The sequence below is a fragment of the Pontiella desulfatans genome (assembly GCF_900890425.1).
Taxonomy (GTDB): Bacteria; Verrucomicrobiota; Kiritimatiellia; order Kiritimatiellales; family Pontiellaceae; genus Pontiella; species Pontiella desulfatans.
Genome location: NZ_CAAHFG010000002.1, coordinates 1,121,702 through 1,136,257, shown reverse-complemented (window position 1 = coordinate 1,136,257; position 14,556 = coordinate 1,121,702). Strand labels below are relative to the sequence as shown.

Annotated in this window: 9 protein-coding genes and 1 tRNA gene; 5 read left to right on the top strand and 5 right to left on the bottom strand. The window is 58.1% G+C overall.

Annotated features, from left to right (window positions below; translation table 11 throughout):
• Nucleotides 1-24: 24 nt before the first annotated feature.
• Entirely contained in the window at nucleotides 25-555 is a 531-nt protein-coding gene (locus tag E9954_RS20195; RefSeq protein WP_136081079.1) for a helix-turn-helix domain-containing protein, read from the bottom strand.
• 83 nt (nucleotides 556-638) lie between these two features.
• Entirely contained in the window at nucleotides 639-1,370 is a 732-nt protein-coding gene (locus E9954_RS20190; RefSeq protein ID WP_136081078.1) for a 16S rRNA (uracil(1498)-N(3))-methyltransferase, read from the bottom strand.
• 96 nt (nucleotides 1,371-1,466) lie between these two features.
• Here E9954_RS20190 and surE point away from each other — a divergent pair, with 96 nt between their 5' ends.
• Nucleotides 1,467-2,228 (top strand): 5'/3'-nucleotidase SurE, encoded by a 762-nt coding sequence (gene surE, locus E9954_RS20185; protein ID WP_136081077.1) that lies wholly within the window; start codon nucleotides 1,467-1,469, stop codon nucleotides 2,226-2,228.
• A gap of 8 nt (nucleotides 2,229-2,236) precedes the next feature.
• Here surE and E9954_RS20180 read toward each other — a convergent pair.
• A tRNA-Arg gene (locus tag E9954_RS20180) sits at nucleotides 2,237-2,313 on the bottom strand.
• Nucleotides 2,314-2,383: 70 nt separating this feature from the next.
• Complete coding sequence (locus E9954_RS20175; RefSeq protein WP_136081076.1) at nucleotides 2,384-2,995, bottom strand: hypothetical protein; 612 nt, start codon at nucleotides 2,993-2,995, stop codon at nucleotides 2,384-2,386.
• Nucleotides 2,996-3,233: 238 nt separating this feature from the next.
• Here E9954_RS20175 and thrS point away from each other — a divergent pair, with 238 nt between their 5' ends.
• Genes thrS through E9954_RS20160 form a run of 3 tightly spaced genes read left to right on the top strand, consistent with a single transcriptional unit; the run spans nucleotide 3,234 to nucleotide 8,366 of the window.
• Nucleotides 3,234-4,985 carry a threonine--tRNA ligase gene (gene thrS / locus E9954_RS20170; RefSeq protein ID WP_136081075.1) on the top strand — a complete coding sequence of 584 codons (1,752 nt, stop codon included), beginning with the start codon at nucleotides 3,234-3,236 and terminating at the stop codon, nucleotides 4,983-4,985.
• Complete coding sequence (gene infC, locus E9954_RS20165; RefSeq protein WP_136081074.1) at nucleotides 4,981-5,532, top strand: translation initiation factor IF-3; 552 nt, start codon at nucleotides 4,981-4,983, stop codon at nucleotides 5,530-5,532. The genes thrS and infC overlap by 5 nt, the downstream gene beginning before the upstream one ends.
• Nucleotides 5,533-5,567: 35 nt before the next feature.
• Complete coding sequence (locus E9954_RS20160) at nucleotides 5,568-8,366, top strand: autotransporter outer membrane beta-barrel domain-containing protein (RefSeq protein WP_136081073.1); 2,799 nt, start codon at nucleotides 5,568-5,570, stop codon at nucleotides 8,364-8,366.
• 281 nt (nucleotides 8,367-8,647) lie between these two features.
• On the opposite strand, the gene E9954_RS20155 is transcribed toward E9954_RS20160, so the two are convergent.
• Entirely contained in the window at nucleotides 8,648-10,258 is a 1,611-nt protein-coding gene (locus E9954_RS20155) for a CTP synthase (RefSeq protein WP_136081072.1), read from the bottom strand.
• A gap of 238 nt (nucleotides 10,259-10,496) precedes the next feature.
• On the opposite strand from E9954_RS20155, the gene E9954_RS20150 reads away from it, so the two are divergent.
• Nucleotides 10,497-14,498: an autotransporter outer membrane beta-barrel domain-containing protein gene (locus E9954_RS20150; RefSeq protein WP_136081071.1), complete on the top strand. Its 4,002-nt coding sequence runs from the start codon at nucleotides 10,497-10,499 to the stop codon at nucleotides 14,496-14,498.
• Nucleotides 14,499-14,556 lie beyond the last annotated feature (58 nt).

Here is a 14,556-nt window from a genome sequence, read left to right as displayed (position 1 = left end):
ACGCACACTTGCGCAAGTGTGCTTCTAGTCCAGCACGATCCGCAAGAGGTCTTTTCCCAATCGATCCTTTCGCGCGATCCCATGCCAACAACCATCCCGCCGTTCAACGAACCCCCTGCCCTCCAGTTTCCGCAAATGGCGTTTCATTGCGTCGAGGGATATGCCTGTTGCCCCGCACAGCTCTTCAAAAACCCGAGCCCCCTTGGCGAGCTCCCTCACGATCAAGATCCGTCGTTCATGGGTAAAAGCCGTCAAGGATTTCATGATGGAACCGAGATCCGCGCCATCCCTCAGGCTTTCTTCCAGCACCAGGCAACCCAACCGATCGGATTCCATCCCCGAGTAGAACAGGAACCGCCCCTTCCGTTCCTGAGAGAGAAAGTCACCGTCAGCCAGCAGTTGTAGCTGCTTACTAGCGACATCTTCACTACAGCCCAGCTGTTCCCCGATGGCCTGAACAAACATGGGAGGCCGCCCGTTAAGCAGGGAAAGCATCTCCAAGCGCATCGGGTTGGCCAATATTCGGAATCGTTTCCAGAGAGGCAACCCGTTCATGCCCCTTCTTGTACGCCCCCAAGCACACTTGCGCAAGTGTGCTTGAACACAAAACCCAAGCACACTTGCGCAAGTGTGCTTGACTAGGCCTGCTCCATGGAAAGCATCGCAAGCAATCCGATTGCGGCCGTATCCGTCCGCAGGATCCGGCGTCCCATTCCGAACAGCTCAAACCCGCGCGCACCAAACATATCTAGTTCATAGGGCGTCCAGCCGCCTTCTGGCCCGATTGCCAGCACCACCCGCCCATCGGCCTTTGGCATCAGCAAGGCCGCAAGGCCCTTTTCCCCCGACGGATCGGCTAGCAGCTTTCGATGCGAGGAAAACATCGCTTCCAATTCATCTTCGACAAAAGGTTTGAACAACGGACGAATCATGACCTGAGGCAAATGTGTGCAACGCGCCTGCTGCAACCCTTCGATCAATAGCTTGTTGTAGAAATCCGGATCGAGTACGTGGCTATCAAAATAGTAGCGTTCCACCTTATCCGCACGCAACAGGACAATTCGTCCCACCCCGAGCGCCGCCAACTGGGCCCACAGCCGTTTCAGCACCTTGGGGCGCGGCATCGCCAGAACGAGATCGACCTGTGGCTCCGGAGGAGGCTCCGGCTCCAATTCACACGAAAGCACCACCTTCCCGGCATCAACCGCCTCCACGGTGCCCATGCCGAACGCGCCGTTCAGCAACCCTATGCGCAACCGCTTGCCTGGCTCGGCCTTGAGCACCTTGTGGATGTGTCGCGCCCGTTCGCCGGCCAATACGGTACGCCCTGCGGCATCCAACTCTTCAGCTTTAAGGATGATCAAATTCATGGAAAGCAGAATGAAACAACTCCCTCCATCCAACAACCCTTTAATCCAGCACTCCGGCTCTTGATGTTTCGCAACCACACCGCCATATTTGCCCGCATGAAAATTTTACTTTGCAACGACGACGGCATCCATGCGCGCGGAATCGCGGAACTCCACCAATCCATCGGCCACCTTGGCGACCTACATGTTTGCGCCCCCGACACCGAGCGCAGCGCCGCCGGACACGCGATCACCCTCACAGACCCCATCAAGGCACTTCCCGTCGAAAAGAACGGCCAGCCATTCGGCACCGCCGTGGGCGGCACACCGGCCGACTGCATCAAACTCGCCCTTTGCCTGTTGCACAAGGAAAACCTGCCCGACCTCGTCGTCAGCGGCATCAACCTCGGCTCCAATACCGGCATCAGCGTACTCTACTCCGGCACGGTTTCCGCCGCGTCCGAAGCCGTCATCCTCGGCGTACCGGCCATTGCGCTTTCCCTCTGCACCTACCAGAACCCCCACTGGGAAACCGCCGCCAAGGTGGCCTCGGAAATCGTAGCCAAGGTCGCGAGGAATCCACTGCCCGACGGCACATTGCTCAACGTCAACATCCCGAACATTCCGCTTTCCGAGCTCAAGGGCATGAAGGCATCGCGGATGGGGCGCTCCCGCTTCGTGGAAAAATTTACCACCCATCTCGATCCGCGCGGCAACAAATACTACTGGCTCGACGGCGAGCTCGACCTGCTCGACGACTCCGCCGACACCGATGTCCAGGTCGTGCGCTCCGGCTATGTGGCCCTCACCCCGATCCACATCGACCTCACCGCCCGCCACTGCATGGAGCAAGTCGAAACCTGGAATGTGGAATACTAAGGAAGAAATGGCGCTCTGGACAGGATTCGAACCTGTGACCTACGGATTAGAAGTCCGTTGCTCTATCCAGCTGAGCTACCAGAGCGCATTGATGAAGGGCGGGAATATATTCAGAGGCATGCCCTGAAGCAAGCCGTTTCATGGTGGATCGCACGTCAAAGCGCCTCCAACGATTCAAGGGTCTTGATCGCCTGCTCCCGGTGGTTTTCGCCAGAGGCTTCCGGAACCCCCTCATCAACCACCGGCGGCTCAGCCGACTCCGCAATCGGCTCCAAAAATGAAAAACCACCTTGCTTAACGGGGCGAATGGCAGTGGCGGCGAGTTGGATTACGCCGTTGGCCATGCTGAAGGGTTTTCCGTAGACAATGATCATGTCGCCGGGGGCGGCGAGCAATTTCAGATAGCTGATGCGGGTCGGCTTGCTGGCGTACCAGCCTGCCGTAAAGATCCCTCCGCCTTCCGCCGAAAGCCGGAACGGCTGCCCGCCACCATGGTCAACCCAGTCGAAATCGTGATATTCGATCTCGAAGGCCACCTGGAACGTACGTTCGGTTTCGTTATATTGGACATCCTTGATGATGCCGGCCCAGGCGAGTTCGGTTTCCGCCAGCGCGACATAGTTCGCCCGCACGGCATCGGGCCCGATGGTTCGGTCGACACGTGCGAATGCTTTCTTTTCCGCGCTCTTATGCGGTTGGTAGGCCTGCTCCCGCACCGAGGCGCATCCCGCAAGCAACAGCAAAGCCATGAAACCTGAAACCTTCATCCAATACCTCCAACTAAAGAGCCCCCATCGTAGCCACCGGACCGCCCCTCGGCAATTCCTCGTTTGCAAGGACTGCCCCCCCCGCCGCACGTCCGTGCTCACGATCGTGAGCACGGACGTGCGGCGGGGTTCCGGAGACAAACGGTTCCAGCAGGGTTAATTTGCCCTCGCGCCAATTGACACGGTTGGCGCAACATCCTATATTCCTGCTCTTTTTACGGGAGATTCTTTCGAATAGATGAAAAACGAAACCAACGATCTGGATCGGTTGCGCCACTCCACGGCGCACGTGATGGCGGCAGCGGTTTGCCGCCTGTTTAATGATGTGCAACTCGATATTGGCCCTTCGACGGACGACGGCTTCTACTACGATTTTGATCTCGAGGCCCGTATTACGCCCGACGACTTCGAGCGCATCGAGGCCGAGATGCAGAAGATTGTTGACGAGGACCTGCCCTTCGAGTGCATGACGGTTTCGCGTGACGAGGCGAAGGAACTGCTGAAAGACCAGAAATACAAGCTTGAACGCCTGGCCGATATTCCGGAAGGCGATGCCATCACCTTCTACACCTGCGGCGAGTTCATGGACTTGTGCCGAGGGCCGCATGTGGAGAGCACGGGCAAATTGCGTGCGTTCCAAATCATGAACATTGCGGGCTCGTACTATCGCGGCCACGAAACCAACCCCATGCTGCAGCGCCTTTACGGCACGGCCTTCACCAACCCGAAGCAGCTGCGCCTCTACCTCAAGCAGATCGAGGAGGCCCAGAAGCGCGACCACCGCAAATTGGCCAAGGAGCTTGATCTCTTCTCCATTTCGGAGAACGTCGGCCCGGGGCTGGTGAACTGGCACCCGAAGGGGGGCCGCATCCGCTCCACGATCGAGGATTTCTGGAAGAAGGAACACTTCAAGAATGGGTACGACATCGTCTACACCCCCCACATCGGCAAAGCCAACCTATGGGAAACCTCGGGCCACCTCGATTTCTACCGCGAGGGCATGTTCGCGGCGATGGACGTGGACGGGCAGGAATATTTCACGAAGCCGATGAACTGCCCGTTCCATGTGGAGATCTACAAATCCGGACTGCGCTCCTACCGCGAGCTTCCGTTGCGCTGGGCCGAGCTCGGCACGGTCTACCGCTACGAAAAGGCGGGCACCCTGCACGGTCTGTTCCGCGTCCGCGGCTTCACCCAGGACGACGCGCACATTTTCTGCACCACTGGTCAGATCGAAGATGAGGTGAAGGAAGTGATCCGCTTCTGCAACTTTATCTGGAAAACCTTCGGCTTCACCGAAGTGAAGGCCTACCTCTCCACCCGCCCCGAAAAGGCGGTCGGCGAGCCGGAACGCTGGGACCAGGCGACCAAGTCGCTTGAAGCGGCGATCAAGGCCGAAGGTCTCCCCTACGAAGTGGACGAAGGCGGCGGGGCGTTCTACGGCCCGAAGATCGACCTGAAGGTGAAGGACGCCATCGGCCGCGAGTGGCAGACCAGCACCATCCAGTTCGACTTCAACCTGCCCGAGCGTTTCGATCTTAAATATATCGGCGACGATGGCGAGGCGCACCGCCCCTACATGGTGCACCGCGCGCTGTTCGGCAGCATGGAGCGCTTCTTCGGCATCCTGACCGAGCATTATGCCGGAGGGTTCCCCGTCTGGCTGGCACCGGAACAGGTGCGCGTGCTGCCGCTTTCCGACGACCAGCTCGACTATGCCGACGAGGTGCTCTCCGCGCTGCGCGGAGCGGAAATCCGCGCAACGGTCGATAAAAAGCAGGGCAAACTGAACGGAAAAGTAAAGAACGCCCAGCTGGACAAAGTGCCCTACATGCTTATTATCGGTAAGCAGGAACAGGAAAACGGACAGGTAGCCGTGCGCCACCGCCTTCAGGGCATGAAGGGCGAATGCTCCCTGGAAGAATTTATCGCCCAGCTCAAGCAAGAGGAGCTGGATAAAAAAACAGTAGACATGGAGGTCTCAGATTAGCAAGCCAAACTACAGGGGCAGGCCGCAACGCGAGCCGCAGGTACGAATCAACCATCGGATCCGGGTTCCGGAAATCCGCGTCATCGATCCCAACGGTGACCAGCTCGGCGTCATGAAAACCATCGACGCCCTCAACCGCGCCAAGCAATACGGAATCGACCTGGTGGAAATCTCCCCTGGCGCGAAGCCGCCATTATGCAAAATAATGGATTACGGAAAATACAAGTACGACCAGGAAAAAAAGAAGAAAGAGCAGAAGAAGCACCAGGTGCAGACCAAGCTCAAGGAAGTCAAATTCCGGGTCAACGTGGGCGACCACGACTACGAAACGAAGATGCGCAACCTGCGCAAGTTCATCGAACACGGCGACCGCGTGAAAATCTCGCTCATGTTCCGCGGCCGGGAAAACGCCCACCGCGAACTCGGCTTCGAGGTCATGCAGCGCGTCATCCAGGATACCGTCGACATCACCTCGGTCGATCAGGCGCCACGCCTGCAGGGCCGCTTTGTCAACGCCATCCTCGTGCCGAAGAAGAAGGCGAAATAAATCTGCAAGACCCACCTACCGCCAGGAGTTGTTCCATGATGAATAACCATCCCCGACATCTGGCCTGGTGCATGAAGAAGGTGGCGCCCGTTGCGGCGTCCGCCTTTTTTTTGTGCCTGGCACCACATTCCGCCAACGCCTCGACCAACTGGTGGGAGGGCACCGTCTTTGGAACCAATATTTCCGAGGCCACCTCGATCTCCTCGCTTGAGCACGGAGACGGATCGTTGATCATCGGGTTTGGCGGAACAACCAACCTGGCTCTGGGCCACCGGATTGAAGGCACGATATCCATCACCAACGGATTCGACCGCTTTTCACTGCAAGGCACGGGCTCGGTAGTGAGCAACACGGCGGATACGGTGCTCCGCATTACGGGTGGAAAAAACCTTTTCATCAATGGCGGAGAATTCCGGGGGTTGGGCAGCAGCACCGATGGCGGAGGAAGCATCCCCCCCATCGGTTCCGCCACGGCGGCCGTGGGAGCCATCTTCTCCGGCACCAGCAACATTGTGGTCTCAAAAGCCCTTATTACGGGCGGAACCTACCTGCCCAACAATGCCATCACCCTTGGAACAGATGGCATTCAAGCCACCGACACGACATTGGTATTCACCGATGATGGCACAGACTCAAGCACTGTCATTGGCGGAAACGGGGGGGAGTTGAGCTGGGATGGAGCTGGGCCGCATTCCATGGGTGGCCACGGCCTGAACATCGGCAACTCCACACTGATCATCAGCAACGGCACGTTTAAAGGTGGGAATGGCGGGGACGTCTCTACCGATTCGGATTTCATAGGCGCCAGCTGGGGCGGCCACGCCATCGATGCAACCAATTCAACCATCGAGATCCATAGCGGAACCTTCACGGGCGGGGATGCCGGCAGCATTACCGACACCCACAACAATCCCGAAAACCGCAAGGGGGGCTCCGCCCTCTATGTTGAAAACTCCGATGTCACGATCCACGGCGGCACGTTCAAGGCCGGCGCCACCGGGCGTGACGACACCTATGCATTCTACAGCTTGGCGTATGGCGAGGGGAGTGTGAGCAACAAACTACTCGGAGGAACGTTTGACTCGATCGGATTTGGTGGAGGAAGGCAATTCATCACGCTGGGCACCAACCTGGTGGTGAACGGGGTATTCGGCCAGAACGGTGGAATTCTTTACGTGGACAACCAGTCGGACGCCCCGTTGCAGAACACCGAAATCAACTCGGGAACCCTGCTTATTGAAAATGACTTTACCCTCGGTTCGGGCGGAAGCATTACGCTCAACTCGGGATACAGCGAAATCTTCTTCGAAAACCTCGCCATCCAATCGGGCGCCATCGTCGATACCGGGACAGGGCGCATCGAAGCACACGGGAACCTGGATGTGCAAAAGGATGGTACGCTGGCCTTCAAGATCGATTCCACATCCATTACCGACCGAGGAATCGCCGTGGGCAGCAACGTGACCTTTCATTCGGGCTCCGCTCTCCAGGCCGACATTGCCTGGATCGATCTAAACACCGAGACCAACGCATTGTGGCTCGTTTCGGCAACGAACCAACTCAATGTGGTTGATTCGGGCGGCGCAACCAACGTGGCCACAACGGCAACCTTCACCAACAACGTCGACATCCAGGTCACCACCGCTGCGCTCATGGAACTTGAAGGGATTTCGGTGGAGGACGGGAAACTGCTGGTTCTCCTTCTTTCCAGGCAGCCCCTCAACGAATACTGGAACGCGAGCGGCGATATGGCCCGGCTGGCCGACGAGCTGGACGCCATCAACGATCCGGACATGATGGCCACCATCGTCGAGATGGACGACCCGGAAGCTTCCGCCTACGCCGTGGAGCAAACCTACTTCACCAAGCTCAACACCTTCCAGGTGGCGATGAACGGGCTGAAGGCCGCCGTCGGCCAATCGGTCTCGCGCGGCACCGAGTTCCGCGAAAAGCTTCTGCTTCCGACAGGAAGCAATGGACCGGAGGGAGTTGAAAACGACTGGCGCTTTTGGATGAAATACCACGGGCAATTCCTCAACCACGACGGCGACGACCAAAATAGCGCCTACGAAGCCACCACGCACGGCGGGGTGTTTGGCGCGGATAAAAGCTTCGGCCGCCTGCTTGTGGGCATTAGCGGCGGGGCAGGCCGCAACAGCATCGATGCCGACAACGGCGCCGAGGAAGACATGAACGCCGCGCATGCAGCAATCTATTCCACCATCGGGAAAAACCATTCCTATCTCGATGCCGGCCTTGCCTACGGCTACAACGGTGTGGAATCCCACACCCCAGAGCCGTTCCGGCTCGATGGCGAATACGATTCCCATCTGGTCGGCGGATATGTTGGCGGCGGCATTGGTTTCGATATCCCGAAAATCTCGACCGTCATCACCCCGGAAGCCTCGGCTCAATACACGCTTTATCAGCAAGAGGCCTACACCGAGACCGGCACCGCCGCCGTTCCGCGCTCGTTCGATGAATTCGATGCCGATTCGCTGCGCACCAGCCTCGGCCTGAACGTGGCCATGCACAACACCAAGGCCACCCAATATTTCGGCTTCAAGATCGAGGGGCGCGCCCACTGGCTGCACGAGTTCAATCCCGACCCCGGCCATATATCCTTCCAGCTCGAAGGCGGAACCGGCAACACCTACGCCCTCGCCTACCCCATGCTCGACGAAGATGCCGTACGATTGGGCATTGGCGTCTCGTTTTTCAACACCGCGAAACGCAAACCCAAGAACATTCTCCTCCGGCTCGATTTCGACGAATTGATTGGCGAAAACTTCAACTCGCACAACCTCTCCGCCAAAGCCATCTACGCCTTCTAAGCGAACTTAACCTGGCTGGACTTGATTGCTACAAAGAGGCTCAAAACACACGAAGCACCAGCGCGAGGCCTTTGTGCTTCCTGCACATCCATGGAGCACAGGGAAGGAAATCAACTCCAGTAAATCCTGCATTGGATTTGCCCGCGCAACGCGCTTTCATTTTGTCGCGACAACGGGGCTTCCAGGCTGGCGGCGAGATGCTGCCGTGGAGCAAGGGCGGGTTCCCTTTCGCCAGCGCAGAGTCGGGCGGGCGGCGAGTCCGCCGACCCTCCCGTTGCGCCCTACCCTTCGAGCCTCTTGACGGCGGCGGCGACGAAATCCTTGAACAGCGGATGCGGATTGACCGGCTGGGATTTCAGCTCCGGGTGCGCCTGGGTGGCGACAAACCACGGATGGTCGGGAAGCTCAACCATTTCAACCACCCCGATGTCGGGATTGATGCCGGAGAGCACCAAACCGTTTTCTTCGAGCTTTGCACGGTAGTGGTTATTCACCTCGTAACGATGGCGGTGGCGCTCGGAAACATTCTTCGAACCGTAGGCTTCGAAGGCCTTGGTTCCTTCCTTCACCCCGCACGGGCAGGCACCGAGGCGCATGGTTCCCCCCTTTTCAACCACATCGGTCTGCTCCTCCATGAGGCAAACGACCGGATGTTCGGTCTTCACGCCGCGCTCTTCGTCGAACTCGGTGGTATGGGCGCCGGCCAGGCCGCAGACATTGCGGGCAAACTCGATGACCGCACACTGGAGGCCGAGGCAGATGCCGAGGAACGGGATGTTGTTTTCGCGGGCATATTGCGCCGCGCGGATCTTGCCTTCCATGCCGCGCGAACCGAAGCCGCCGGGAATCAGCACCCCGTCGACCGAGTCCAGAATGGAGGGATCGTCCTCGATATCCTCGGCGGCCATCTTGACGGCATCCACCTTGTAGCCTGCGGCGTAGCCCCCGTGGTAGAGCGCCTCGTAAATGGATTTATAGGCATCTTGGAGTTCCGAATATTTGCCCACCACGCCAATGCGCACTTTGCCTTTCGGGTGCTTGATCGTATCGATCAGCTTTTCCCAGTCGGTGAGCGGCTTGGAGGGTTTGACGATGCGGAAACGGTTGAGGATGATCTCGTCGAGACCGGCGCGGGAAAGCACCAGCGGGATTTCGTAGATGGAGGTTTCGACGTCTTTTTCGACGATGACGCAATCTTTCGGCACATTGCAGAACAGCGACAGCTTGTCGAGGTGCTCACGTTCGAGGTCAACCTCGGTACGGCAGACGAGCACATCGGGCATGATGCCGATTTCGCGCAGCTTGGCCACACTCTGCTGGGTGGGCTTGGTCTTGACTTCCTTGGCGGCGGCAATGAACGGAACATAGGTGAGGTGGATGAACATGGAATTGTCGCGCCCGACCTCCAGCGCCAGTTGGCGGATGGCTTCCAGGAAAATAAGGCCTTCGATATCGCCGACGGTGCCCCCGAGCTCAACCACGATCACGTCCGGCTTCTCGGCTTCGAGCGCCTTGATTCGATCCTTGATTTCGTTGGAGACATGGGGGATCAGCTGGATCGTGCCACCCAGATAGTCGCCACGGCGTTCCTTGTGCAGGACATCCCAATAGACGCTGCCGGCCGTGATGTTGCTTTTTTGGGAAGTCGGTGCGCCGGTGTAGCGCTCGTAGTGGCCGAGGTCGAGGTCGGTTTCGGCACCGTCGTCGGTCACATAGACCTCGCCGTGCTGGTAGGGGCTCATGGTGCCCGGATCCACATTGAGATAAGGGTCCATCTTGAGCATGCGGATGTTGAGCCCGCGGTTGATCAGCAACCGGCCGACCGATGCCGCCGTGATGCCCTTGCCCAACGATGAAACCACACCGCCCGTGATAAAGAGATATTTCGCCATTAAATTCGCCCCATATTTAGCGTGTTGGATAGTTCAAAAAATACGGGAAAGGAATCTATCCGCAATCGGAGACCCGCCCCAAGCCTAAAATCGAACTATCGGGGAAAAAAGTGGCAGCACCCCCGCCCGCCCCTTTAAAAACCGGCAAACTTGGTTGTTTTTCCCCGCCTCCGTGTGTAACGTGTGCGGATATTTTTTGGACACTCTGCCTCCACAGGCTAAACCGGAGCGAAATATCATGAACTGTACCTTTAAACACGGTCGAACAGCACTCCTGCTGATGGCCGTTTCCCTGTGCGCAACATACGCCGTTGCCATCCCGAACCCAATCGACGGAGGAACCAGCTACACCAACTCAACAGACGACGCCTCCACCGGGCCTCTTTATGTTGGCTACTTCGATCCGGACAACACGCTGACCGTCAACAACGACTCCACCCTGGCTATCGAAAAGCTGATCATCGGCAAAGGCAAGGATTCCTCGAACAACGTGGTTTCCGTTGTCGGCGACGCGCGGTTGGTGGCAGGCAACGCCGATACCAACGGTCTGTCAACGGGAGGCATCATCGTTGGCGACGCCGATGGCGACGCGGCCATCAGCATCAATTATGCTTCAAAACTCGATGGCGAATACCTCTATGTCGGCCTGGGCACCAACGACAGCGGCAAAATTGAACTGGCCGGGGAAGGCTCCGCGTTGAGCATTGCGTCAAATGCCTTTGTCGGGGTTGCCGGATCAACCAACACAGTCAATATCGGCTCCGGCGCAACCCTGGAGGTCGGCGGCATGCTGACGGTGGGGCAAAGCGGTTCGAACAACTATGTCAATGTCTCCGGCACCCTTTCGGTGAATTCCACCAACGACATCAATGTAGTGGATACCGAAAAGGATAACGGCGTTGCGGTCAAGAATGGCGGCACGCTCCAAGTTGACGGCGCGGTGGACACCGGCACGCTAGAAGACCTCGGCATCGACATGCAGAGCAGATCCACCCTTGAACTGGGCGGCGAACTGACCCTCGGTGGCAACAAAATCGACGACAGCTACGGCATTGTCCTCGATGGCGACACCGCAACCTGGCAGTCCGATGCGCTCACCCTTATCGGCGAAAGCAGCTCGTACAACATCCTGACCTTCACCAACGGCGCAACCGGCACCGCCAGTAACTACGTGGTGCTGGGTCAGAATTATGACGCCGAAAATGACGAAAAAAAGGCCAACTACAACGAACTGAACGTAGGCGGCACCGGCTCCACCTTCACTGCCCAAACCCGCCTGACGGTTGGCGACGAAGGGAAATACAACGAACTGAACATTGCCGACGGCGGCATGGTTGATGCCCAGAGCGATCTTTATGTCGGCGCCAACGAAACGGCGACCGGCAACTCGGTCAATGTTGGAAGCAACGGCACGCTCAACGCCACGGGCAACGTAATCGTCGGCGCCAACGGCGGAAGCAACCAGTTCAACATCGACCACGGCACCGTCGTGGCAGAAAGCGACTTCATCCTCGGCCGCGACTCCTCTAAAAACACCTACAACCAAACCGGCGGCACCAACACCGTCGCCGGCGAGTTCATCATCGGCAAAAACGCAGGAGCAACAGGCGCCTCGAACAACGGAGGCAACACCGCCACGGTCGGCGAAGCCGCAACCCTCAACCTCCAGAGCGACCTGGTAGTTGGCCTTGAAGGAGGCGGGAGCATCCTGAACATCAGCGACGGCGGACTGGTGAACCTGGACGGCAATGCAATCATTGGCGAGGCGGTCGGCGACAACTATATCTTCCTGACCCCGGACAATGCCGATTCCCGCTTCAATGTTGCAAGCAACCTGGTGGTCGGCAAGAGCGACGACGGCAACAACCGCTTTTCCATCTACGGCGGCACCACCGAGGTGGCCGGAAACCTCTATGTGGGCGCCACCACCAACCAGCATACAGAGAAGAACTACATTCACCTTGAAACCACCAATGCGGTGCTCAACGTGGCCAACGCCATCCACATCGGCGCTGAGAACTCGATCAACACCTTCGATATCGTGATGGGCGCGGAAGCCAACACGAAGGATCTTTTAGTCGGAGCCTACGAAGGAACCTCGAACAACATGGTTACTATCAGGGGCGAAAACAACTACAACGACTATGTCGATGGTTCCCTCCTGACCGTATCCAACAGCTTGGTCATCGGCTCCGACACCGGCTCGGGCAATGCCGTCAATATTGAAGAAGGCGGCACGCTCTATGTCTCCGCGCAGGACAACATTGAAATCAAGGGCACCAACAATACGCTGACGGTCAGCGAGGGCGGCACCCTCAAGTCGACTGACTGGAACCTCTCCGCCACGGCCAACGGGCTCACCAACATCTTCATCGAGAGCGGTGCAACCCTCCACCTTCTTGGAACCCTGAGCGGAACCAACACGTTGGACGGCGGCTACGCCGTGCTGCTCGACGGGGCGGGTGCCTCGTGGGAAGGAACCGATCTATTCATCGACAACCAGAGCACCCTGTCGATCACCAACGAAGCCGTGGCCACCGCAACGCAAAACCTCTACATCGGCCTGGATACGGACAACAACGCCGTCACCGTTGGCGGAGCCGGCTCCCTGCTGGACATCGGCATGGACTTGTTCATCGGCACGGAATCGAACAATTCCTACCAAAACACGCTGACCATCCTGGACGGCGCCAGCGTCATGGTGGGCAAGGATGCCTATGTTTACCACAACTCGACCTTGAAGATCGACGGCACCTCCACGGCGAAGGTTGAAGGCGACTACAACCAAGACGAATACTCGACGCTTGAAGTCGGCATCAGCACCAACAACACCGAAGCCAACCTGCAGGTTGCCGGCAAGGCCAACCTCGAAAGCGGCAGCACGATCCGGGTGGTCAACAACGGCGTCGGCAAGAACGACACCAACCTGGTGCAGAACGTGGTCGTTGCCGGGGAATTGACGATCAACGACGAAGCGGCCTCCACGGGCAGCCTGCTGGACAACATTAACATCGACAGCAGCCTGCTGTTCGACTTCAACACCGTCGTCTCCAACGGCAACACCATCGTGCTCGACAACTTCATCGTCCGCACCATCGGCGAAGTTGGAGGCCTTGAGGGGCAGCTAAAGGATGTGGCCACCGAAATCAACGAGATGTTCATTGCCGGCAACTCCAATGCCACGGCCATGGTGGAGATCATCGCGAACATGTCCTCGAGCGCGGAGATCAACGCGGCCATGGATGCCTACTATGGGGAAAAGAAAAGCTCAACGCCCGCCCACAACGTCGTCAACATGGGCCTGCAGTCCGTTGCCGAACAGGTGACCAAGCGCGCGGACAACACCCGCGCCCGCATGGGCGAGGCCTCGGCCCGTATTTCCTGGGACAAACCGAAAGGCGTGGCCGGCCCGCACATGCAGGGGCAGCAACTCCAGGGCTGGATCTCCGGATACGGCAACTGGGGCGACAAGGATGCCGCCGATGGCTTCGATGGCTATTCCGCCGACATTTCCGGCTTCCTGATCGGCGCCGACCTCTCCGTGGGGGAAAATGTCCTCTTTGGCCTCGCCGGTGGCGCAGGAAACGGAACGGCCGACAGGGGCGCCGGGGCAACCACCGACACCAAGAGCATGTATGCCGCGTTCTACACATCGATCGGAACGAAGGACTGGTTCGGCGACGCAGGCATTATCTACGGCACCTCCGACATTGATTCCACCTACGGAACCACCTTCGACACGAAGGCCGACTACAGTGCGGACAACGTTGCATTCTTCCTCGGCGGCGGCAAGGAGATGTCCGGCAAATACCTCATCTACACGCCCCAGCTCTCCTTCCTCGGCAACTACTATAGCCAGGAAGGGTATGAGGAACAGTCCTCCGATGCCGTACAGCGCAGTGTCGATAGCTTTGACGCCTTCTACCTTCAAAGTTCGCTGGGTTGCAGCATGGGCATGTATATGGGCATGGGCAGCATCACCATCAAACCCGAAATCCGCGCCTACTGGCAGCATGAGTGGCTGGGCGACGATGAAAACGTAGGCTATACCCTCGTTGACGGATACAACAACAACTACACCATGATCCTTCAGGCACCGGAAAAGGACATCCTAAAAATCGGCATCGGTGCATCGGCCAAGCTCGGCGAATTCCTCGAACTGCGTGCGGATCTCGACAGCCGCCGGGGCAAGGATTATTCCGACTACACCCTGCTCGGTTCCATGCGCTACCAGTTCTAAACCGGAAGCACCGGAAATGAATAAGGGATCGCCATCGGCGATCCCTTTTTTATTCTTC

What these genes read in the sequence shown, in the direction of transcription:
- E9954_RS20195 (WP_136081079.1), bottom strand. Translation starts at nt 555, where the DNA reads ATGAACGGGTTGCCTCTCTGGAAACGATTCCGAATATTGGCCAACCCG.
- E9954_RS20190 (WP_136081078.1), bottom strand. Translation starts at nt 1,370, where the DNA reads ATGAATTTGATCATCCTTAAAGCTGAAGAGTTGGATGCCGCAGGGCGT.
- surE (WP_136081077.1), top strand. Translation starts at nt 1,467, where the DNA reads ATGAAAATTTTACTTTGCAACGACGACGGCATCCATGCGCGCGGAATC.
- E9954_RS20175 (WP_136081076.1), bottom strand. Translation starts at nt 2,995, where the DNA reads ATGAAGGTTTCAGGTTTCATGGCTTTGCTGTTGCTTGCGGGATGCGCC.
- thrS (WP_136081075.1), top strand. Translation starts at nt 3,234, where the DNA reads ATGAAAAACGAAACCAACGATCTGGATCGGTTGCGCCACTCCACGGCG.
- E9954_RS20160 (WP_136081073.1), top strand. Translation starts at nt 5,568, where the DNA reads ATGATGAATAACCATCCCCGACATCTGGCCTGGTGCATGAAGAAGGTG.
- E9954_RS20155 (WP_136081072.1), bottom strand. Translation starts at nt 10,258, where the DNA reads ATGGCGAAATATCTCTTTATCACGGGCGGTGTGGTTTCATCGTTGGGC.
- E9954_RS20150 (WP_136081071.1), top strand. Translation starts at nt 10,497, where the DNA reads ATGAACTGTACCTTTAAACACGGTCGAACAGCACTCCTGCTGATGGCC.